Origin of the sequence: Mesorhizobium humile (assembly GCF_033977215.1) — a bacterium.
GTDB classification, from domain to species: Bacteria; Pseudomonadota; Alphaproteobacteria; order Rhizobiales; family Rhizobiaceae; genus Mesorhizobium; species Mesorhizobium humile.
Genome location: NZ_JAVIIV010000005.1, coordinates 247,278 through 267,090, shown reverse-complemented (window position 1 = coordinate 267,090; position 19,813 = coordinate 247,278). Strand labels below are relative to the sequence as shown.

Genomic DNA, 19,813 nt, shown 5'->3' with positions numbered 1-19,813 from the left:
TCAGACCTTTCGTGCCGCGTCGAGAATCTTGCGGCCGAGCCGTATCAGGGCAACGTCGCTGCCGGAAGGGCCGAGCAGCGAAAGGCCGAAGGGCGCGCCGTCGACGGAGCCGATCGGCAGGGTAATCTGCGGAAAGCCCGAAAGACCGGAGAGGCACAACAGATGCAGCGCCCTTTCGCGATAGGCCTGGAACTGTTCCGGTGTGCCGGCGGCGAGCGGCGCCGCGCCGGGAACGGTGGGCAGGACCAGGAAGCCGTTGTTGCCGAGCAGCGCCCCGAACTCGGCCCGGAACGCCAGCCGCCGCGCTGCCTCGGTGGCGGCAGTCTTGGCGTCGATGGTGCGGCCGAAGCCGAAACGCTCCTCGACGCCTGGGCTCAGGCGGCCGCCGGCCGAGATCCAGGGACCATGCTCGCGCCAGGCCTCGAAGGCCTGCAAGCGGCGAAAGCACCAGTAAAGCTCGTCGGGGAACGAGGCGAAGGCGTATTCGGTCTCCACGGGCAGGCCGATGACGGCGGCGGTCAGCGCCTTCATACGCTGATATTCGGCGGCTTCCGCCGGACCCATGACGAAGGCGTCCAGCCAGCGGATCGACAGCGGGCGGTTTAGCGGATGCTGGTGCGGATCGCGGCCGAGCAAAAGCTTGCCGACCGTCTCATAGGTCTCGATGTCGTCGGCGAACCAGCCGAAGGTGTCGAAGCTCGATGCCAGCTTCATCGCGCCGTCGAGCGGAATGCGGCCATGGGTGGTGCGCAGTCCGATCAGGCCGCAGAAGCTCGCCGGCGCGCGGATCGAGCCGCCGGTGTCGGAGCCGGTGGCGACGTTCGCCAGCCCGCCGGCAACCGCGGCCGCCGAGCCGGAGGAAGAGCCGCCGGTGACGCGCTCGGGCGCGGCGGGATTGACCGGGTAGGGGAAATGCGCGTTCTGGCCGAACAGCGAGAAGGCCAGCTCGTCGGTCTGGGTCTTGCCGACGAATCGCGCGCCGGCATCGAGGATCGTCTGCACCGCCTCGGCCGTGCGCGAGGCGGCATGCGCCTCCTCGAATTTCTGCGGATTGCCGCAGCCGGTGCGGTAGCCGGCGACGTCATAGATATCCTTGACGGCCAGGCGCAGGCCGGCGAGCGGGCCCAATTCCGCATTCGCCACAGGCATTTGGCGCAGATCGAGGAAGGCGTTTAGCGGTCCTTGAGTTCCTGGCATCGTTCGATTTCCGGATACGGTGCGACAAACATTGTTCGATGCCAGAAATTTTACAACCTGGGCTTACGATTTTTATTGATTGTGAAACCCTTCGCTCCTATATCGCGCTTGCCCAAAGTCGCACGTGCCTGTGGGTGTCCGCCGATCCTCGAATGGTGAGGGCAATCGGTAAGGTAACTGGAGCTAACCCCTCCAGTCGGTCAGTGGCCAACCACAAGACCGAGGACACCTTGAAGCAACGACGGTGCGGGCCTTTCTGGTTCTCTGCCGGTTGTCCAAAGACCGGGGTTACTGAAGAGGCACACCTTCATTGCCGGCAGTGCGGAACGGGGTTCTCCCAATCCAAGCCAAGGCAGACAAAGCGAACCGAAGCCGGGCAAGGCTAGGTTCATCGCCGCGAGACGGCGTTTCATGGTTCCGGGGTCTCCACCGGCTGGTTCCATGGAATTTCTGTCCCGCCTTTGTTTGACCGCGTGTTCGCGAGGCCGACAGCCCGCGTCCGCACCCTTGTGCGCGCCGAAAGGCGTGATGGAGAGACCCCGATGGCCACCCAGCGCATCCTTGACTTCCTCGCCACCCGACGTCCGAACGGTCCCTGCCTCGTCGTCGACCTCGATGTCGTGCGCGACAATTTCCGCGCCTTCGAGAAGGCGTTGCCCGATTCCAAGATCTACTATGCGGTGAAAGCAAACCCGGCGCCGGAAATCCTGCGCCTGCTTGCTGCGATGGGCTCGTCCTTCGACACCGCATCGGTTACCGAGGTCGAGATGGCGATGGATGCCGGCGCGCCGGCCGATCGCATCTCCTTCGGCAACACCATCAAGAAGGAGCGTGACATCGCACGCGCCTACCAGCTCGGCATCCGCCTGTTCGCCGTCGACTGCGTCGAGGAGGTCGAGAAGATCGCCCGCGTCGCCCCCGGCTCGCGCGTGTTCTGCCGCGTGCTGACCGACGGCGAAGGCGCCGAGTGGCCGCTGTCGCGCAAGTTCGGCTGCGTGCCGGCGATGGCCGTCGACGTGCTGCGCCATGCCAAGGGCCTCGGCCTCGACGCCTATGGCGTGTCGTTCCATGTCGGCTCGCAGCAGACCGACCTGACGGCCTGGGACCGCGCGCTGGGCGACGCCAAGAAGGTGTTCGCGACGCTCGCCGAGGAAGGCATCGTGCTCAAGATGGTCAATATGGGCGGTGGTTTCCCGACCCGTTACCTGAAGGACGTGCCGGCGCCCCAGGCCTATGGCCAGGCGATCTTCTCGGCGCTGCGAAAGCATTTCGGCAACGCGCTGCCCGAGACGATCATCGAGCCGGGCCGCGGCATGGTCGGCAATGCCGGCGTCATCAAGTCGGAAGTCGTGCTGATTTCGAAGAAGGCCGACAACGACAATGTGCGCTGGGTGTTCCTCGACATCGGCAAGTTCGGCGGTCTCGCCGAGACCATGGACGAGGCGATCCGCTATCCGCTGGTCACCCGCCATGACGGCTCGGAGACCGCGCCTTGCGTGCTCGCCGGCCCGACCTGCGATTCGGCCGACGTAATGTACGAGAAGACGCCTTATCCGCTGCCCTTGTCGCTGACCATCGGCGACGAGGTGCTGATCGAAGGCACCGGCGCCTACACGACCACCTACTCGGCGGTCGCCTTCAACGGCTTCGAGCCTCTCCGATCCTACGTGATCTGACCGGTTCGCAAGGACCGCTCAGATCATCCGGCGCGGGCGATCATGTCGCCCGCCCTGGCTCGCTTGTGGGACAGATCTCCGCTCGTGAAGGATCGCGGACATGGAATACCTGATCAAATCGGCCGTTGCGGCCACCGAAATTGCCCCCTCGTCCGGACCGTCGGCTGAGCTTTTCTCCGCGGGGGAGAATGGCTCGACGGCAGTGCTCTTTGGCGCATTTTCTTACGGCGAACCGGTTTCCACTTCGCCTGAAAATGTGCTGGCGCCCTCCCTTGCCCTCCGGGCACAGGCTGGCTCGCGCGGCGCGCCGGACGAGGGGGCCGCCCAGGCGCCGGCCTTCGTCATCCTTGGCGAAGGCGCGGGCGACGTCGCGGCGCGCGAAGCGCTGCTCGACCGCGCCATGGGGCCGAAACGCAGGAAGAAGTCGTCCGAGAAGCTGCGGCGCGGCCGCCGGCCCTCGGAAGGCCTGGCCTTTGTCGCCCGCGATGTCTCGGGCGCGGTCGTCGGCACGGTGCGGCTGTGGGATGTGAGGCTGGGCGAGGGCGGTCCGGCGGCGCTTCTGCTCGGCCCGCTCGCTGTCGAGCAGGGATTGAAGAGCGGCGGCATCGGCTCGGCGCTAATGCGGCATGCGGTTGCCGAAGCCGCGCGGCTCGGCCACGGCGCGATCCTGCTCGTCGGCGATGCGCCCTATTACGGGCGGTTCGGCTTCTCGGCCGACCGCACCGGAGCGCTCGCCATGCCCGGCCCCTATGAGCGGCACCGGCTTCTGGCGCTGGAGCTGAAGGACGGCGCGATGGGTGGCGCCAATGGCACGATCAAGGCCGCCGGCCGCAAGCTCAAGGGGCAAGCGCCGGGCTTCGTCGCCTGAAGCCTTTGTTTCACGCAATTCCGGACGGAAGGCCACAGCGAAGTCGCCGAGCCCAACCGCTACGCACTTTTCCTGGAATTGCTCTAAAGCAGGTCGCGTGAAAAAGGATTCACGCGACCTGCTTTAAGTTTTTGATTTTAAGCATGTCTTTGTCCCGAAACCGGGCCCACTTTCGGGAGACATGCTTTAGGTTCGACAAAAACAGGAACGCCGCCCATCGGGCGGCGTTGCTGTTTTGCGAAAGGTCAGCCGAGCAGCTGGCTGAGCGCCATGGCGACGGTCATGTCGCCTTCGACCTTCAGCTTGCCGGCCATGAAGGCCATGGTCGGGTTGAGGTCGCCGGCAATCAGCGAATCCAGATCGTCGAGCGACAGCTTCACGGTGCAGTCGGTCGGCGCGTCGATGGTCGAGACGCTCGCGCCGTCGATGACGATGACGCCATCGCTGCCGGTGTCGAACTTGACGGAATGCTCGAAGCCGGCGCTTGCCACGCGCGACTTGATCTTGTCGGCAATCTCCTGAACGCCCATGGCGGTTCTCCTCGTTGGTTGCGTTGACGCGCACCGGCGCTTGGCCGCTGGGCGAGGTAGGCGCGCCACGCCTGCGCGCGGTTGCCTGTCACCGGCGCATATAGCTTCGAGTTGACGTTAACGTCAACGCAAGCGACATGCGTCATCTCGCATCACGGGTAAGCGGAGTTCGGGCATCCACGCCGAACCTTGGCCGGACAATCAGTGCTCCGGCTCGGCCTTGAAAGCCTTGGTCATGGCTGAAGCGGTCTCGCCGGCACCCCTGCGGCGGCGGAGCGCGTTGTCGCGGATATCGTCCTTGGAGAGGAAGTTGACCTGGTCGATCAGCACCTCGTGCACGAGCTCGACGCCAACCCGAGCGTTGATGGTGTCGCGGATCGACTTGCGAAAGGCATCGAGATCGATCGATTCCTTCTTGGTGAAATCGATCTGCGGGTTGGAATAGAGATAGGAATAGACCTGGTCCGTCATCAGCGCCTGCGCCGGGACCGACAGCTTCTTTATCTGTTCCGGCTCCACCGTGTAGACCAGCTTGGTGAGGAAATAGCCGTCGATCGTGCCGTCGCGCAGCAGCGGCACCGAGATCATGTCGGTCTTGACGTAGTCGAGGCCGCCCAGCATCGGCTTCGGCGGTTCGGCCGCGCCGCGCTGGCCGGCCGCCTGGAAGGAATAGAAGACCGCGCCGAGCGTCACGGCGCAGATCCACAGCGCGGCGGCGATAAACTTAATCACCCGGTCCGTCCTTGCGCCTCTATCATCTCGATCAGGCCCGTGCCATTCCGAACTCCCCAACCGAATAGGTGCCGTCGGCATCGGCCCGCTGGATGGCGTTCCTCAAAAGCGTGGCGACCTCGTTGACCGCGTTGAGATGGGCAAGGATCGCCGCTTCGTTCTTCGCCAGCTTCTGGCGCAGCCGCAGCAGGCCTTCTTTATGCTGCTCGAGGAATTCGATCTCGTTGGCGCCCTTCAAGGCGCGGTTCAGCTCGTAGAGGTACCGGCTCTTGCGGGCGTTCGAGGCCTTGAGGTCATACGTCGTTCCGCTGCGGATGCCGGCGGTCTCCTCGTCCACGACTTCTTCGATGCGGCCGATGATGGCGGCGAGGTTGCCGGGTCGTGCGGCGGCGGGCGCCTCCATTGCGTTGGTGCGTACGGGAAGGTTGGAAAGGTCCGTTTGGTCGGCCATGTAGGTCCCTAGATCTTGATGTCCGTCTTTATGGTTGTGTCGTCGCCGGTCATCGACCGTGCGGCTTTGCGCTCAAGCTCCTCGATCATCGAGGTCGAAAGCCGGGTCTGCTGGTCGATCTCGGTCTTCTGCGGTCCGCCGGCAACAGGGCCGACCGGCACCTTGTGCTTGCCGTCGAGATAGTGGTCGGCAAGCATCGATTTGGCGATGCCGATGCCGCCATGCGCGGCCATGACATCGGCCACCTTTTCGGCGAGCTGCGACTTCCACATGTCGCCCGCCAGGCCCTTGCCGTAAACGCCCTCGGTGTCCTTGGGCATCATGTTCTGGATGAAGGTCGTCAGCACCATCGCCTCGAAGCGCTGGAACTTCTTCGCCGGATTGGCGGCTTCCGCCTTGTCGGCCGAGGCGCGCGAGAGAATGGAGCCGGCATCGACCGTTACAGAGGGACCGACAGAGAATGCACCTGGCGCACCACCCGCGCGCTTAAGGAGTGCTGCCCGCGCGGCCTCGATATCGGCCGGCTCCGCTGCGCGGGCAACGTCCATGACGATGTCGCTGGGTGGGGAAATGGCCAAGAAAGTCCGCCCTTTGCCGGTTTTGTTATCTGCACAATGACTGAACAAGCTTGTGGCAGGCTTGCGATATCGGATGATGACGGCGGCGTGATCGGCAGCCGGCGAAAGAGCAGCGACGATTCGTCGTTACACCGTCAAATCGCGCCGCGGCAGGCCGATCCACGAGCCGAACCGGACCGTGGCGATGTGCGGCGCGTCCTCGTGTCCTGAATTGTCCGCATCTGTCCATATGTGCCCGCCACTGTCGCCGAGCCCGGCGCCAGGGGGTTCTGGATGCAGGGCGCCGGGCTTGCCCGCTCGCTCGACAGCGACGGCAACGCCGCCGATGCCGACGCCAACACGGGCGCCTTCTTCGCCGGTATCGACGCCGCCGTCGGCGACGGCTGGACGCTCGGCTTCCTCGGCGGGATCAGCGTCACCTCGCCCGATATCGACGACCGAGCGTCCTCCGCCGACATCGCCAGCGTGCATCTTGGCGCTTATGGCGGCGGCGCCATCGACAGCGTCCGCTTGAAGTTCGGCGCCGGCTACAGCCATCACGACATCGACACCAGCCGCAGCCCGGCCTTTGTCGGCTTCAGCGATGAGCTGAGTGCCAGCTACGGCGCAAGCACGCTGCAGGCGTTCGGCGAGGCGTCGCGCCCCTTCGATCTCGGCGCGCTCAAGCTCGATCCGTTCGCCAATCTCGCCTATGTCCATCTGTCGACCGACGGCTTCGCCGAGGACGGCGGCGCGGCGGCCCTGTCTTCGGGCGGCTTCAGCAGCGACGCCACATTCGCCACGCTTGGCGCGCGGGTCTCGCAGAAGATCGTCGTCGTCGGCACGAGCTTCGAGGCGCGCGCCTCGGCTGGCGCCATGCCTTCGCGGATGCGCCGGCGGCGCGGCTTTCGTTCGACGGCGGCGACGGCTTCACCGTGTTCGGCGTGCCGATCGCACGCGACGCGGTGGCGCTGCAGGCCGGCGTCGATGTCGACCTCGGCGGCGCCTCGGCTTCAGCTATGACGGCCAATTCGCTTCCGGCGCGATGGAGAATGCCTTCAAGGCGAGTTTCTCGACACGATTCTGAAGCGCGACACGCCTGCCATCGTTTGATCTGGAGATGTGCCGGCATAGCCTAAGCCTTGTCGCAGCCGGGCTAACGACTTAACCTGCGCCTTGAGCTTTGGGCGGGGATGTGGGCATGCGCGCGCTCGAAATTTCCAACCGCGAATTGCTGGCTTTCATGTCGGAGGCCACAAATTTCGCCGCCGAGTACTGGGCTTCGCTGGAGGAGCGGCCATCCTATCCCTCGACCAGCGGGTCTGAGACGGCGCGCCTCTTCGACCGGCCATGGTCGGGTGAGGGGCGAGGGAGCAAAGTTCTGGACGACGTCAGAGTGATTGCCGAACACGTCCGCCCATGCACTGGCCGCTTCTTCGGCTACGTCGCCGGCTCTGGTGAACCGGTGGGGGCCGTCGGCGATTTTCTCACATCGGTTTTCAACCAGAACACTACGTCCTGGCGTTCGGCTCCCGCCGCAATCACCATCGAGCGCGCGGTGATCGGATGGCTCGCTGAGGCGATCGGCTGCGGCGGTTTTGCCGGAAGTCTGTGCGGCGGCGGTTCAATGGCCAACCTGATGGGGTTGGCGATCGCGCGGGAGAAGGCGCTGGCCGCCAACGAGGAGGGGGCTCGGCCGGGTGTGGTCTACGCATCCGAACAAGTGCATATGTCGATTCCCAAGGCCATTGCGCTGCTGGGCCTGGGCCGCAGCAATCTTCGGCTGATCCCGGTCGACGCGGATTTTCGTTTGCGGACCGATGCTCTCGAAGCCGCCATCGCCAGCGACCGGAAGTTCGGGAACACCCCGGTGGCTATCGTGGCCAGTGTGGGCGCGGTGGCCACCGGAGCAATCGATCCATTGCGGCAAATCGCGGAAATCGCGAAGTCCGAAGGAATTTGGCTCCATGTCGACGGTGCTTTCGGCGTCTTGGCAGCGCTGGCGGTCCCGGAAAAATTCGAAGGACTGAACCTGGCCGACTCCATTTCCCTCGACGCGCACAAGTGGCTCTACCAACCCATCGACTGCGGTTGCCTGCTTTATCGCGATCGCGACGCCGCGCGGAAGACCTTCTCCCACAGCGGAGATTATGTCAGGGTCTTCAACCAAGACCCCGGCGAAGCGTTCGCCTTCTTCGAGGAATCGATCGAGCTTTCCCGCCGGTTTCGCGCCCTCAAGCTCTGGCTGTCCCTGCAATACCACGGACGCGAAGCCTATCGAGAGGCCATCTCGCGCGATCTGCTGCACGCACAGCTACTCGCCGATGCTGTCAGGGCACGTCCTGAACTCGAACTGCTCGCGCCGGTGCCTCTTAGCGCCGTGTGCTTCCGCCATCGCGTCAAAAGCAACGAAGCCATCCTGCAGCGCGTGATTGCACGTGGGCGCGTGTATCTCTCCAATGCCAGCATCAACGGTCACTTTGCGCTGCGTGCCTGCTTCGTCAATCATCGGACAGAGCCGGCAAACGTCTATGAGATCGTTTCCGAAGTGATCGCCGCAGCTGACGAACTCAACGCCTGAAGCGCTGAGGCGCGTTGCACTCACTCTTGCCAACGCTTCTGCGTGATGAGATCGAGCCGCTCGCGGTCGGAGCGCTCGCGCTCGTCGCGGCGACGCACGTCCTTGTAGGCGCGCTCGACCATGTTGGTGCGCGCCGTCGCGGTGGCGATGAGCGCGGCTTCCTGCTTGGCATCTTCCAGGCTCTTTTTCTGGCGTTCCAGCGCCCCGGTGATGCGGCGATGATAGATTTCCGGAAAGAGGGAGCCCAGCGAAGCGTCGGTCTCGAAATGCTCGATCAGGTCCCTGGCCTCCGCCTCGGCCTTGACGGCGGCGGCGAGGAAGCCGGCGTGGCGGGTCTCGTGCAGCGCCTTCAACTGCTCCTGCACCTTGACCAGTTTCTTCAGGCGGTCTTTTCGCGTGGTCATGGCTATCTCGCCAGCGTGAGGTCGACGAAGCCGTCGACGAACAGCGACAGCAGCGTGCCGACGGCGAAATAGAAGATGATCATGCCGCCGGCGATGACGAAGGGCAGCGAGATGAAATAGACCGGGATCTGCGGCGTCAGCTTGTTGACGAAGCCGATCGTCAGATTGACCAGGATGGCATAGGCGATGAAAGGGCTGCCGAGGCGGATGACCAGGAAGAAGGCGTCCGACACGGTGTCGGTGACGTCGACCAGCGCCGCCTGCGGGTTGAAGAACACGTTGACCGGGGCGACCTGATAGGAGGCGACCAGCGCCTTGACGATCTCATGGTCGAAGTCGAAGACGAAGAGCAGAAGCAGCGCCGAGAACGAGATGATGGCGGCAAGGGCCGCCTGCGGTTCCGGTTCCTCGATCGCCGGTCCGCCCGAGCCGCCATAGCCGATCAGCATGGCGATGGCGGAGCCCATGAAGCGCAGTGCCTCCATGTAGAGCCTGGTCATGGCGCCTATCAGGCCGCCGACCAGCAACTCGGAGACGATCATCGGCGCCAGGACCTGTGGGCGCGGATCGACGAACGGGTAGATGCGGTCCCACAGGAAAGCGAGCAGGCCGCCCGTCGCTGCGAGCGAGACGAACAACCTGATCTGCAGCGGCACGCGGGCGCTCGACAGGCCCGGCATCAGCATGAAGCAGGCGCCGATGCGGCAGAAGGCGAGGAAGGCGGCGATGACGACGCCTTGCGAGAGCGCGTTCACGAGATCGTTCCGAGCACCTTGATCTCGACGCCCTTGGCGATCTCGACATGGCTGAGCACCGGCAGCGTCGTGAACAGCCGCTCGATGATCATGCGCACATAGGGGCGCGCGTCGGGCGCGGTGACGAGCACGAAGCGCTCGCCGGCCTCGAGATGCTTGCGGATCGCCTTGGTGGCGTCCTGGCCGAATTCCTCGAGCTGGCGCGGATCGATGTCGAATTCGCGCACCTCGCCCTTGGCGTCGCGCTTGAGGCTCTGGTGGAAGGCGAGGTCCCAGCGGTTGCCGAGCCGCAGCACCTTGAGCGTGCCGCCTTCGGAGAGGTCGCCACAGATCTGCTGCGCCATGCGGATGCGCACATGCTCGACGATCTGCTCGGTGCGGCGCACATGCGGCGCGATCTCGGCGATGGCCTCGATGATCAGATGCAGGTTGCGGATCGAGACGCGCTCGGCGAGCAGCAGCTTCAGCACCGCCTGCAGGCCGGGATAGGAGATGTGCGAGGTGCATATCTCGTCGGCGAGCTTGCGGTACTCAGGGTCGAGCCGCTCCAGCAGCGCCTTCATGTCCTTGTAGGACAGGAGCTGTGGCAGATTGTTGCGGATCACCTCGGAGAGATGGGTGAGCAGCACCGACATGTTGTCGGCGAAGGTGAAGTTCTCGCGCTTCAGGTCCTCGGCGAAGGTTTCGAGCACCGAATAGGCGCGCATGCCGAAGGCCGGCTCGCGGATTTCCTCGCCGGGGATCTCCGGCACGCCGCGCGTGCCGAGCAGCACCATGATCTCGCCGACGCGCATCTGGTATTCGGCGACGACCGTCCCGTGCACCTTGATCTGGTAGCTCTTCGGCGGGATGGCGAAGTCGTCGGCCACGCGCACCTCCGGTACAACGAAGCCATATTGCTGGGCGAATTTCTTGCGCATCTTCGACATGCGGAACACCAGTTCCTGGTGCGCCACCATCAACCTGGTCGAAAGCTGCTTGCCGATCAGAAGCTCGATCTCGGCGGTGACCAGCGAGGCCTTGACCGAGTTCTTCTCCTCCTCGACCTTGTTCGCCTTCTCCTGCGTCTTCAGGGCTTCGGCAGCGGCGTGCTCGCGGTTCTGTCGCAGCGGGATGATGTAGCCGAGGCTGGCCATGCCGCCGGCAAGCGCGAAGAAGGGGAACAGCGGCAGGCCGGGCATCAGGCCGAGGATGACCAGCAGCGAGGAGGCGACATAGAGCGCGCGCGGATGCGCGCCGAGCTGGCCGAATATCGCCTGGTTGGCCGAGCCGCGCGTGCCGCCCTTGGAGACGAGCATGCCGGCGGCGAGCGAGACGATGAGGGCGGGGATCTGGGTGACGAGACCGTCGCCGACCGACAGCTTGATGAAGACGTCGGCCGCCTGGCCGAGGCCCATGCCGTGGCGCAGGTAGCCGATGGCGATGCCGCCGACGATGTTGATGGCGGTGATGATCAGGCCGGCGATGGCGTCGCCGCGCACGAATTTAGAGGCACCGTCCATCGAGCCGAAGAAGGAGGATTCCTCTTCCAGCTCGCGACGGCGCAGCTGTGCCGTCTTCTCGTCGATCATGCCGGCGGAAAGGTCGGCGTCGATCGACATCTGCTTGCCGGGGATGGCGTCGAGGGTGAAGCGCGCGCCGACTTCGGCGATACGGGTCGCGCCCTTGGTGATGACGATGAAGTTCACCACGATCAGGATCATGAAGACGATGAGGCCGATGACGAAGTCGCTCGACATCACCAGCTTGGAGAAGCCCGAGATGACATAGCCGGCGGCATGCGTGCCCTCATTGCCGTGCGACAGGATCATGCGCGTGGTGGCGATGTTGAGCGACAGGCGCAGCATCGTGGCGATCAGCAGCACGGTCGGGAAGGACGAGAAGTCGAGCGGCCGCTGGATCCACAGCGCCACCATCAGGATCAGCACCGAGAGCGCGATCGAGAAGGCGAGGCCGATATCGATGAGGAAGGCCGGGATCGGCAGGAACAGCACAGCCAGGATGAAGACGATGCCCAGCGCGAAGAAGACGTCGCGGCCGTTCTTGACCACCAGGCCCGACGGGAGTGTTTCGCTGATCGCCATGTCGTCCCCAAATCAAGACCCGCCACGCACAGGGGCAGGCCCTCGACCGTAACCCCCCAAGCTTGCGCGAAGGTGGGAGAGTGGCTACGGGACCTGGACACGGTCTTGCGAAAGGAAGGCAGATGCTCCTGATCATCGGCACGATCCGGCTGCCGCCAGACAGGCTCGAACAGGCGAAGCCTGTGATGCGACGCATGATCCTGGCGAGCCGCGCCGAGCCGGGCTGTCTCGGCTATTCCTACGCGCAGGATGTGCTGGACGCCGGGCTCATCCATGTTTCGGAAGCCTGGAGCGACCGCGCCGCGCTCGAAGCGCATTTCAAGTCGGCGCATATCGCGAAATGGCGCGCGAGCTGGGCGGAGCTCGGCATCGGCGACCGCAAGCTCACGCTTTACGAGACGGACGGCGGCGCGCCGACCTGAAAAGCGTCGCCTCTCAAGTCTGAGCCATGTCCGCGGTCGCGACGGCGACCAGCCAGCGCCGCACCGCGCGCTCCTCCTCGGCGGAGAGGCCGGCGGTCAGCTCGCCTTCGAGCTTGTAGACGCGTTCCCGGCATTTCTTCAGCAAGGCGCGACCGCTGTCCGAGAGGTCGAGATGCTGGATGCGGCCGTGGACGGCATGCGGCCGACGGATGAGGGAGCCGGCTTTTTCCAGATTGCCGACGATCACGCTCACCGTCTGCGGCGTCAGCACGGCGAGCCGGGCCAGGTCGGCATTGGACAGGCCGGGATAGGCCGAGATCATGGTGAGCGCCGCGAACTGCGCCTGCGTCACGCCGAATTCATCCAGCGCCCGCTCCACCTTAAGGCGATAGGCGCCGGCCGCCTGGCGCAGCAGGTAGCCCAGATAGCCTTGCTCGCCGCGCTTGCCTTCACCGGCGGACGGAATGGACGAATTCCCCTTGCGCATGGTATCAGTGCTCTTATATGTTATTCGTACTCTGATATTATCACAGCAAGGAGCGAAAGACGATGGGCCATCGCATTTTTCTCGCGGGCGCCTCGGGCGCGATCGGTCGCTGGCTGGTGCCGCAGCTGGCGGCGGCCGGCCATGAGGTGACGGCGACGACGCGCCAGGCGGCAAAAGCCGAAGATCTTCGAGCGCTCGGCGCCGATCCGGTGGTGGTCGATGTGTTCGATGCGAACGGGTTGCGCGCGGCTGTCCTGGCGGCGAAGCCGGAGATCGTCATCCACCAGCTCACAGACCTGCCGGCCGGGCTCGACCCATCGAAAATGGCCGAGGCAACCGCGCGCAACGCCCGCATCCGCGATGAAGGAACCCGCAACCTCGTCGAGGCGGCGAAGGTGGTCGGCGCAAGGCGGCTGATCGCGCAGAGCATCGCCTGGGCCTACGCGCCGGGGCCTGAGCCGCATGCCGAGACCGACGCGTTGGACGGCGGCGCGGAAGGCGGTCGTGCCGTCAGCGTCGGCGGCGTCATTGCATTGGAAAGGCATGTGCTCGGCGCCTCGCCGATCACCGGCATCGTGCTGCGCTACGGCCACCTCTACGGTCCAGGCACCGGCGTGGAAGTTGCCGCGGACCCGGCGGTGCATGTCGACGCCGCCGCTTACGCGGCCCTGCTTGCCGTCGAGCGGGGCGCACAGGGCGCCTTCAATGTCGCGGAGCCGAACGGCCATATCACGACCGACAAAGCCGTCCGCGAGCTCGGCTGGCACGCCGGCTTTCGCCTGGCCGGATGAACGGAGTTGCCGTCATGATCGAAGATGTTTCTTCGAGAAGCCTCGCGCTGCTCGGCGTCGCCGCCATCGCTTCGGGGTTGCTTGGCATGGCCGTAGTCCAGAGCAACAGGGCAACCACCATCGCTGGTGGAATGGACGCGCATATCGACATGATGGGGGCCGATGCCGGGGAAGGGGCGGCGGCGCGTCCGACCACCACGGTCAGGCCGCTCTCCTGCGAAAGGCTGCCGAATGTGCCTGGGCATTCGATCACCACGGCGCTGGTCGAATTCCCGCCCAACGCCTACACGCCGCGACATCGCCACCCGGGCTCCGTGACGGCTTTCGTCATCAAGGGAGCGCTGCGTTCGCAGATGGAAGGCGGGCCGGCCGTCACCTACACAATGGGCCAGACCTGGTTCGAAGCGCCCGGCGCAATCCATTCCTTCGCCGAGAACGCCAGCGCCACCGAGCCGGCCGAGCTGCTGGCGATCTTCGTCGCGGGGGACGACTGCGGACCGCTGACCATTCCGTTACCCAACTAAATCTATTGCCTTTATCGCGGCGGGGAGCCTTCCTTTGCTGTATGCATGTCGTTGTCCCAGAACCGCTGCACACTTCTAGGCGACATGCATTACGCTAATTCGCGCAACGCCAAAATGGCGCCATAAGCGGTCGGCATTGCGATTGCCACGCAAGGCCGCCGCGCGTATCAGGCACGGCAGCTGTTTATCCTTCGCATACCGGCGAGCCGTTCCGTTGCCTGCCAGAAACGACCCACAAGTCTACGCCCGCCGGCTTCGCGCGGTGCTGATCAGTTCGATCCCCGTGCTCGAGGCGCGTGGCATCGTGATCGTGCTGATGGCCGGCATGGTCGGCGTCATCGCGGGCGCGCTGGTCACCGGCATGAGCGCGCTGGTGCAAGGCATGCACTGGCTGCTGTTCGACGTGCAGCCCGGCGGCCGGCTTTCGGCGATGTTCTCGCTCGCCGACCCGGTGCAGGCGATGTTCCCGGCGATCGGCGGCCTGCTGCTTGGCCTTTCCGTCATCTGGCTCAGAAAGCGCAAGTTCCGCACGCCGGTCGACCCGATCGAGGCGAACGCCCTCTATGGCGGGCGCATGTCGCTCACCGACACCTTCATCATCGTGGCGCAGACGATGATCTCCAGCGGCTTCGGCGCCTCGGTTGGATTGGAAGCCGGCTATACGCAGATCGGCTCCGGCATTGCTTCCCGACTTGCGCGCGCGTTCCGGCTGCGCCGCAACGACGTCCGCATGCTGGTCGGCTGCGGCGCGGCCGGCGCGATCTCGGCCGCCTTCGACGCGCCGCTGACCGGCGCGTTCTACGGGTTCGAGCTGGTCATCGGCATTTATTCCGTCGCCAATGTGGCGCCGGTGATGACGGCGGCGATCGCCGCTTCGCTGACGGCGGAAATGTTCGGCGGCGTGCCGTTCCCGCTGGAACTGTCAGGCCTGCCGAATCTGACAGCCAGTGAATACGTGCCGTTCATGCTGCTCGGACTGCTCGGCGGGGCCGCCTCGATCGCCATCATGCATCTGGTGAGCATCGTCGAGCAGCTCTTTGTGCGGCTGTCGATCGACGCGTCGGTCAGGCCCTTCATCGGCGGCATCTTTGTCGGCCTGCTCGGGCTGGTCACACCGCAGGTGCTCTCCAGCGGCCATGGCGCGCTGCATCGCGAGTTCGCCATGAATTACACGCTGCCGGTGGTGGCGAGCGTCTTCGTGATGAAGCTGGCGGCCTCCGCCATCTCGCTCGGCTCCGGCTTCCGCGGCGGCCTGTTCTTCGCTTCGCTGTTCCTGGGAGCCTTGCTGGGCAAGGTCTTTGCCGGCGTCATGGCGATGACCGCGCCCTCGATCGGCATCGACCCCGCGGTCGCCGCCGTGGTTGGCATGACCTCGCTTGCGGTGGGCGTCGTCGGCGGCCCGCTGACCATGACGTTCCTGGCGCTGGAATCCACCCGCGACCTGACGCTCACCGGCGTGGTGCTGGCCGCTTCGATCATGTCGGCGATCCTGGTCCGCGAGACCTTCGGCTACTCCTTCTCGACCTGGCGTTTCCACCTGCGCGGCGAGACGATCCGCAGCGCCCATGACGTCGGCTGGATGCGCAGCCTCACCGTCGGCTCGATGATGCGCAAGGACGTCCGCACCATTCCCGCCTCGACCACGCTCTCCGAATTCCGCAAGGAGATACCGCTCGGTTCCGGGCAGCGCGTCATCGCCGTCGAACTGGCCGACCAATATGTCGGCATGCTGCTGGTGCCGGAGCTGCACAGCGATCCCTCCGATGGCGATACGCCAGTCAGCGCGCTCGCCCAGTTCAAGGATGCGGTGCTGGTGCCGTCGATGAATGTCCAGACCGCCGCCGAGACCTTCCAGCGCACCGGGGCCGAAGAACTGGCGGTGGTCGAGGACTTCGACGAACGCATCGTGCTTGGCCTGCTCACCGAAAGCCATCTGATGCGCCGTTATGCCGAAGAACTCGACAAGGCGCGGCGCGACCTGTCGGGCGAGGGGTAGAGCAGCTCGGCAGCTGGTTGAAGGACATCGATAGGAGACCAGTTCGATTGCCTTTTGAATGGCGCTCCCGTCAATCGTCACGGGAAGATGGTGTAGCCCATTTCTCCCCTGGTATGCTCCTTTGCCCATTGGAGCACTTCTTCAGTTGGCACCACTAAGCTGATCTGCCCTTTAGGGTGATAACAGTTCTTGCCGTGCTTCATGTAGAAGGCTCCGTGGCCTTTTACATACAATCGGCCTCGACCCGGATTGGTCCCTTCAACTTCGGCGACGTGATAAACGAGACCGTGGCCTTGTGTATTTCGGACGACGGCATCCATACCCAAGAGCACGCTTCGGTAGTACGATTCGATCTCGGCCTCGGTTTGGTTCACGCATGGCGATCTAGGCGTCGGACGGGCTTTCCGATATCCCTCCACTTCCTCCCGGAGGGCTTCTGGAGCGCGGCGAGACGGTGGTAATGGGAGTTTTGCCATCATGAGTCTTTCAGAGCTTCATTTCAAATATCTATGAAAGCGAGAGAGGGATCAGAACAAGCTGCCTTGCGCTTTCTCAATCTCCGAAAGCTCGTCCAGCCGAAGTACCCCTAGAAGCTGCCATGTTTGTGGGCGCTTCGCTTGATTTCCCACAGCGAAAACCATGCCTCTTGACGGGTACTCCACGTTGAAGGTTCGGTCCATCCAACTGAGTACCTCTGCCTCAGATTTGCCGCTGCGGATTCCATTATAGAACATTGCGTGTGCCTCCCAATCGCCATTCACGTAGGTGTGCTCGGCTTCCGCATCTCGGAACCTGAACTTGAACTCGTATGGCGTGGGCTCTAAGGCCTCCAATTCTTTATCGAGCAATGATCCCTGACGCGCTGCCTTGGCGTAGGCTCCGCGCTCCTCTGCCATTGCAGCGTCGGATTTTCGTTTCCATTGGAATTTCGGCTCGATTGGTCGAAGCAGGGCCAAAGATTGGCCGCGACGGGCGGCTTCGGCGACAGAGGGAACGATCAGTGGGTTGAATGCGCGGGATCGTTCTTTGCGTGCGAACTCGCCAAGAATTTCGATACTATCCTCATGCACGTGACAGCTTTCCTTCCGCTTGTCCCTGCGAGGCGTCGAATAACGAAATCGAACTTGGTCCCATCGTCTGAAGCTGGTTTCACCCGAAAGATGTCGAAACCGGATGGGGTAGAGACGCTTCCATTTTCCGTCAGGCGTTATACCTGCGCAACAAACAGTCTCGCCATATAGCTTGCTAGGCTGCGGCAGCGCCTTCACGAGGATGGTAACGCGGCATTCTTGTGGCGTTACGGACATAGCGTTCGGGGTTGTCTCCGTAGAGATTGCAAACCTCGAACTCCGCCGACTCCTTCATCGCCTCGGCGACGATGGACCTGTGACAGGTCACCGGATCGCGTTCGAAGCATAGTAGGCACGTAGGCTTTTCCCCCGCCGCGGCCACCAGCTCCTTGAGGGACGACTGAGCATCGTCAGAATCAAGGTGTGTTGAATATATAGCACGGAACTTGTTGAAAAATCCTGCGCGCGCTGCGTCTCTTCCGGGTTTCGGGTCGCCGAGATCAATGAAATGCAAATATTCGATGCCTTCGGCTTCGAGTCGTGCCGACAAAGACTTCTTGGAGAATCCCTTCTTGCGTGAGAGTGCCACAGCTCGGACGTCAGCAAGACGCTCTATGCCCACCGCTTTCAGCGTTGCGACAAATCGCTCAATGTCGGTCCCTTCATATCCAATTGTGTAAACGACGCTCATCGCGATTCCTCAGCCTTGGTGCCTCGAATGCCTGTAATTAGAGTCCGTGTCGACCCGAGGCGATCACGCATGGTGTCACAGATTGTTTCATTTGCCCCTGAAGAAAATGTTTCGTGCCGCCGATCTGGTTTTGGCCGGATTCTCCCCGCTTGCATCCTGTACAGTGTCACTGTACAAAATGTGCAGTGGAGAACAACGAGATGCCCAAGGCTTCCGATAAAGGCCAGGCTCCGATCGGGACCAAGAACGGTTCGGTCGCGACAGCCGCCCAAGAGGTGCTCGGCATGCGGCTGAAGAGCCTTCGCCTTGCCCGCAGGCTTTCCCTGCGCGACCTCGCCGAGGCGACCGGCACCAGCGCCAGCTTCATCAGCCAGCTCGAGCGCGGCCTGACCGGCGCCAGCACGGCGTCGCTCAATCAGATGGCTTCGGCGCTCGGGGTAAGCGTCGCGCTGCTGTTTGCGGAGAGCACGGCTCAAAATCACCATGGCGTGCTCAGGCGCAGCGAGCGGCCAAGCCTGCCCAGCGACGGCTGCCGCAAGATGCTGCTTTCGCGGCCGCCGCTGAGCGACATGGAAGTCTATGTCGGGGAGTTCGAGATCGGCGGCTCGACCGGCTCCGGCCAATACACGCATGGCGACGCGCATGAGATGCTGATCGTGCTGCGCGGCGTCGTCGAGGTCTCGCTCGGCGAGGCGCGCCATGTCCTCGAAGAGGGCGACAGCGTCGAATACACCACCTCCACCCCGCATCGCACGGAGAACATCGGCAGCGGCCGGGCCGAAGTGATGTGGATCATCGCGCCGCCGACCTCGGCGCGCGCCGAGCTCGACCAATACACGACCTGGAAACCGCCCGCCGCCAGGTAACCGATCAAACGCGGGCATGAATGGGAGAGTTATCGTTATGCTGAAATCGACATATGGCATCAGCGCCGTCCTGGCGCTTGGCGTTCTGACCGGCGCGGCTTTCGCGCAGGACAAGCCCGTGGCGGGCGAGGTGAAGGAGGGATCGCTGAAAGGCAAGACCCTGACCTTCGTCTCCTATGGCGGCATCTACCAGGACGGCCAGGCGGCGGCGCTGAAGGAGTTCGTCGACAAGTCCGGCGTCAAGCTGCTCAATGATGGTCCGACCGAGATCGCCAAGCTGCAGGCGCAGGTCGAGTCCGGCAACGTCACCTGGGACGTCGTCGATACCGACGACCTGCCGCCCTACGTCTATTGCGGCAAGCTGTTCCAGAAGCTCGATCTGACGAAGCTCGACGTCTCGAAAATCCCGGAAGGCCAGGTCGGCGAATGCTCGGTGCCGGCGATGAATTACGGCGTCGTGCTGATGTACAACAAGGAGAAGTACAAGGATAATCCGCCCAAGAGCTGGGCCGACTTCTTCGACACCGAAAAGTTCCCGGGCGTGCGCGGCATTGACGGCTCCGGCAGCCCGACCGGCGGCCTGCTGGAACAGGCCTTCAAGGTTGCCGGCGGCGATCCGAAGGCGATGACCGTGGCCGATATCGACAAGGCCATCGACGTGGTCCGCAAGCTCGGTCCCGACACCATCTTCTGGAAGACCGGTGCTGAATCGCAGCAGCTCGCCGAATCCGGCGAGGCCGACATGCTGATGATGTGGACCGGTCGCGCCATGACCGCGGTCAAGAACGGCGCAAAGTACGCGCCCGCCTGGCAGGACTGGCTGGTGGTGATGGACCAGATGACCATCCCGGTTGGCGTCAAGGATACGGACGCGTCCTACGCGCTCATCAATGCCTATCTCGGCAAGCAGTCACAGGAGGTTCTTGCGGAGAAGACATCCTACACGCCGATCAACAGCGAGGCGCAGCCCAAGGTAGACGATTCCGTCGCGGCCTTCCTGACCAACACGCCGGACCGCCAGAAGCAGGGCTACAAGCAGAATTTCAAGTTCTGGGTGCCGAACTTCGCGGTGGCGCAGGAGAAATGGTCCGCGCTGATGGCCGGCAACTGACCGGCTGAAGGAGAGGCAAC

At 63.9% G+C, this 19,813-nt stretch carries 21 protein-coding genes and 2 pseudogenes; 10 read left to right on the top strand and 13 right to left on the bottom strand.

The genetic code is table 11. From position 1 onward, the window contains the following. Positions 1 to 1,197, bottom strand: a complete 1,197-nt coding sequence (locus tag RFM52_RS11145; protein WP_320293144.1) for an amidase — start codon at positions 1,195 to 1,197, stop codon at positions 1 to 3. 542 nt (positions 1,198 to 1,739) lie between these two features. On the opposite strand from RFM52_RS11145, the gene odc2 reads away from it, so the two are divergent. Both odc2 and RFM52_RS11135 read left to right on the top strand, forming a co-directional pair. After that, positions 1,740 to 2,873: an ornithine/lysine decarboxylase gene (gene odc2, locus RFM52_RS11140; protein ID WP_320293145.1), complete on the top strand. Its 1,134-nt coding sequence runs from the start codon at positions 1,740 to 1,742 to the stop codon at positions 2,871 to 2,873. A gap of 343 nt (positions 2,874 to 3,216) precedes the next feature. Continuing rightward, complete coding sequence (locus tag RFM52_RS11135) at positions 3,217 to 3,741, top strand: GNAT family N-acetyltransferase (RefSeq protein ID WP_320293758.1); 525 nt, start codon at positions 3,217 to 3,219, stop codon at positions 3,739 to 3,741. A 245-nt stretch (positions 3,742 to 3,986) separates the two neighbouring features. Here RFM52_RS11135 and RFM52_RS11130 read toward each other — a convergent pair whose 3' ends face one another. The 4 genes from RFM52_RS11130 to RFM52_RS11115 form a co-directional block, all read right to left on the bottom strand. Next, positions 3,987 to 4,271, bottom strand: a complete 285-nt coding sequence (locus tag RFM52_RS11130) for an SCP2 sterol-binding domain-containing protein (protein WP_320293146.1) — start codon at positions 4,269 to 4,271, stop codon at positions 3,987 to 3,989. A gap of 201 nt (positions 4,272 to 4,472) precedes the next feature. After that, positions 4,473 to 5,003: a hypothetical protein gene (locus RFM52_RS11125; protein ID WP_320293147.1), complete on the bottom strand. Its 531-nt coding sequence runs from the start codon at positions 5,001 to 5,003 to the stop codon at positions 4,473 to 4,475. A 31-nt stretch (positions 5,004 to 5,034) separates the two neighbouring features. After that, the gene (locus tag RFM52_RS11120) at positions 5,035 to 5,454 is read right to left on the bottom strand and encodes a hypothetical protein (RefSeq protein WP_320293148.1); all 420 of its coding nucleotides are present in this window, start codon (positions 5,452 to 5,454) and stop codon (positions 5,035 to 5,037) included. 8 nt (positions 5,455 to 5,462) lie between these two features. Then, positions 5,463 to 6,002, bottom strand: a complete 540-nt coding sequence (locus RFM52_RS11115; RefSeq protein ID WP_430699213.1) for a rod-binding protein — start codon at positions 6,000 to 6,002, stop codon at positions 5,463 to 5,465. Positions 6,003 to 6,263: 261 nt separating this feature from the next. Here RFM52_RS11115 and RFM52_RS11110 point away from each other — a divergent pair. Together RFM52_RS11110 and RFM52_RS11105 are read left to right on the top strand one after the other, a co-directional pair. Further along, positions 6,264 to 7,150: pseudogene (locus RFM52_RS11110) on the top strand (autotransporter outer membrane beta-barrel domain-containing protein). Positions 7,151 to 7,212: 62 nt separating this feature from the next. Continuing rightward, complete coding sequence (locus tag RFM52_RS11105; protein ID WP_320293151.1) at positions 7,213 to 8,592, top strand: pyridoxal phosphate-dependent decarboxylase family protein; 1,380 nt, start codon at positions 7,213 to 7,215, stop codon at positions 8,590 to 8,592. 20 nt (positions 8,593 to 8,612) lie between these two features. Here RFM52_RS11105 and RFM52_RS11100 read toward each other — a convergent pair whose 3' ends face one another. From RFM52_RS11100 to flhA, 3 genes are read right to left on the bottom strand one after another with little or no spacing between them, the layout of a single operon-like run. Further along, the gene (locus RFM52_RS11100) at positions 8,613 to 8,996 is read right to left on the bottom strand and encodes a hypothetical protein (RefSeq protein WP_320293152.1); all 384 of its coding nucleotides are present in this window, start codon (positions 8,994 to 8,996) and stop codon (positions 8,613 to 8,615) included. A 2-nt stretch (positions 8,997 to 8,998) separates the two neighbouring features. Further along, positions 8,999 to 9,751 (bottom strand): flagellar biosynthetic protein FliR, encoded by a 753-nt coding sequence (gene fliR / locus RFM52_RS11095; protein ID WP_320293153.1) that lies wholly within the window; start codon positions 9,749 to 9,751, stop codon positions 8,999 to 9,001. Then, the gene (gene flhA, locus RFM52_RS11090; RefSeq protein ID WP_320293154.1) at positions 9,748 to 11,835 is read right to left on the bottom strand and encodes a flagellar biosynthesis protein FlhA; all 2,088 of its coding nucleotides are present in this window, start codon (positions 11,833 to 11,835) and stop codon (positions 9,748 to 9,750) included. The genes fliR and flhA overlap by 4 nt, the downstream gene beginning before the upstream one ends. Positions 11,836 to 11,957: 122 nt before the next feature. Between flhA and RFM52_RS11085 the strand changes: the two genes are divergently transcribed. Continuing rightward, a complete protein-coding gene (locus RFM52_RS11085) occupies positions 11,958 to 12,257 on the top strand; it encodes a putative quinol monooxygenase (RefSeq protein WP_320293155.1) in 300 nt (99 codons plus the stop codon). A gap of 13 nt (positions 12,258 to 12,270) precedes the next feature. Here RFM52_RS11085 and RFM52_RS11080 read toward each other — a convergent pair whose 3' ends face one another. Next, positions 12,271 to 12,744 carry a MarR family winged helix-turn-helix transcriptional regulator gene (locus tag RFM52_RS11080; protein ID WP_320293156.1) on the bottom strand — a complete coding sequence of 158 codons (474 nt, stop codon included), beginning with the start codon at positions 12,742 to 12,744 and terminating at the stop codon, positions 12,271 to 12,273. A gap of 62 nt (positions 12,745 to 12,806) precedes the next feature. On the opposite strand from RFM52_RS11080, the gene RFM52_RS11075 reads away from it, so the two are divergent. The 3 genes from RFM52_RS11075 to RFM52_RS11065 all read left to right on the top strand — a co-directional run bounded on the left by RFM52_RS11075 (position 12,807) and on the right by RFM52_RS11065 (position 16,055). Beyond that, positions 12,807 to 13,535 (top strand): NAD-dependent epimerase/dehydratase family protein, encoded by a 729-nt coding sequence (locus RFM52_RS11075; RefSeq protein WP_320293157.1) that lies wholly within the window; start codon positions 12,807 to 12,809, stop codon positions 13,533 to 13,535. 14 nt (positions 13,536 to 13,549) lie between these two features. Further along, positions 13,550 to 14,059, top strand: coding sequence for a cupin domain-containing protein (locus tag RFM52_RS11070; RefSeq protein WP_320293158.1), 510 nt, complete (start codon positions 13,550 to 13,552; stop codon positions 14,057 to 14,059). A gap of 214 nt (positions 14,060 to 14,273) precedes the next feature. Beyond that, positions 14,274 to 16,055: a chloride channel protein gene (locus tag RFM52_RS11065; RefSeq protein WP_320293159.1), complete on the top strand. Its 1,782-nt coding sequence runs from the start codon at positions 14,274 to 14,276 to the stop codon at positions 16,053 to 16,055. Positions 16,056 to 16,132: 77 nt separating this feature from the next. On the opposite strand, the gene RFM52_RS11060 is transcribed toward RFM52_RS11065, so the two are convergent. The 4 genes and pseudogenes from RFM52_RS11060 to RFM52_RS11050 form a co-directional block, all read right to left on the bottom strand. Next, positions 16,133 to 16,429, bottom strand: a complete 297-nt coding sequence (locus RFM52_RS11060; protein ID WP_320293160.1) for a hypothetical protein — start codon at positions 16,427 to 16,429, stop codon at positions 16,133 to 16,135. A 153-nt stretch (positions 16,430 to 16,582) separates the two neighbouring features. Beyond that, positions 16,583 to 17,125, bottom strand: coding sequence for a hypothetical protein (locus RFM52_RS11055; RefSeq protein ID WP_320293161.1), 543 nt, complete (start codon positions 17,123 to 17,125; stop codon positions 16,583 to 16,585). A gap of 6 nt (positions 17,126 to 17,131) precedes the next feature. Then, positions 17,132 to 17,362, bottom strand: a pseudogene (locus tag RFM52_RS32955) (hypothetical protein); the annotation flags it as partial. Further along, entirely contained in the window at positions 17,301 to 17,816 is a 516-nt protein-coding gene (locus RFM52_RS11050) for a DUF488 domain-containing protein (protein WP_320293162.1), read from the bottom strand. The gene RFM52_RS11050 and the pseudogene RFM52_RS32955, both read right to left, overlap by 62 nt. Before the next feature lie 200 nt (positions 17,817 to 18,016). On the opposite strand from RFM52_RS11050, the gene RFM52_RS11045 reads away from it, so the two are divergent. Next, on the top strand, positions 18,017 to 18,682 hold the full coding sequence (locus tag RFM52_RS11045; RefSeq protein WP_320293163.1) for a helix-turn-helix domain-containing protein: 666 nt from the start codon (positions 18,017 to 18,019) through the stop codon (positions 18,680 to 18,682). A 37-nt stretch (positions 18,683 to 18,719) separates the two neighbouring features. Then, positions 18,720 to 19,793: a PotD/PotF family extracellular solute-binding protein gene (locus tag RFM52_RS11040; protein WP_320293164.1), complete on the top strand. Its 1,074-nt coding sequence runs from the start codon at positions 18,720 to 18,722 to the stop codon at positions 19,791 to 19,793. Positions 19,794 to 19,813: the final 20 nt, after the last annotated feature.

Bases quoted from the DNA above. Each gene is read 5' to 3' on its own strand.
- RFM52_RS11115 (WP_430699213.1), bottom strand. From the start codon at position 6,002: ATGGACGTTGCCCGCGCAGCGGAGCCGGCCGATATCGAGGCCGCGCGG.
- odc2 (WP_320293145.1), top strand. From the start codon at position 1,740: ATGGCCACCCAGCGCATCCTTGACTTCCTCGCCACCCGACGTCCGAAC.
- RFM52_RS11085 (WP_320293155.1), top strand. From the start codon at position 11,958: ATGCTCCTGATCATCGGCACGATCCGGCTGCCGCCAGACAGGCTCGAA.
- flhA (WP_320293154.1), bottom strand. From the start codon at position 11,835: ATGGCGATCAGCGAAACACTCCCGTCGGGCCTGGTGGTCAAGAACGGC.
- RFM52_RS11120 (WP_320293148.1), bottom strand. From the start codon at position 5,454: ATGGCCGACCAAACGGACCTTTCCAACCTTCCCGTACGCACCAACGCA.
- RFM52_RS11070 (WP_320293158.1), top strand. From the start codon at position 13,550: ATGATCGAAGATGTTTCTTCGAGAAGCCTCGCGCTGCTCGGCGTCGCC.
- RFM52_RS11040 (WP_320293164.1), top strand. From the start codon at position 18,720: ATGCTGAAATCGACATATGGCATCAGCGCCGTCCTGGCGCTTGGCGTT.
- RFM52_RS11130 (WP_320293146.1), bottom strand. From the start codon at position 4,271: ATGGGCGTTCAGGAGATTGCCGACAAGATCAAGTCGCGCGTGGCAAGC.
- RFM52_RS11075 (WP_320293157.1), top strand. From the start codon at position 12,807: ATGGGCCATCGCATTTTTCTCGCGGGCGCCTCGGGCGCGATCGGTCGC.
- RFM52_RS11080 (WP_320293156.1), bottom strand. From the start codon at position 12,744: ATGCGCAAGGGGAATTCGTCCATTCCGTCCGCCGGTGAAGGCAAGCGC.
- RFM52_RS11100 (WP_320293152.1), bottom strand. From the start codon at position 8,996: ATGACCACGCGAAAAGACCGCCTGAAGAAACTGGTCAAGGTGCAGGAG.
- RFM52_RS11145 (WP_320293144.1), bottom strand. From the start codon at position 1,197: ATGCCAGGAACTCAAGGACCGCTAAACGCCTTCCTCGATCTGCGCCAA.
- RFM52_RS11045 (WP_320293163.1), top strand. From the start codon at position 18,017: ATGCCCAAGGCTTCCGATAAAGGCCAGGCTCCGATCGGGACCAAGAAC.
- RFM52_RS11105 (WP_320293151.1), top strand. From the start codon at position 7,213: ATGCGCGCGCTCGAAATTTCCAACCGCGAATTGCTGGCTTTCATGTCG.
- RFM52_RS11050 (WP_320293162.1), bottom strand. From the start codon at position 17,816: ATGAGCGTCGTTTACACAATTGGATATGAAGGGACCGACATTGAGCGA.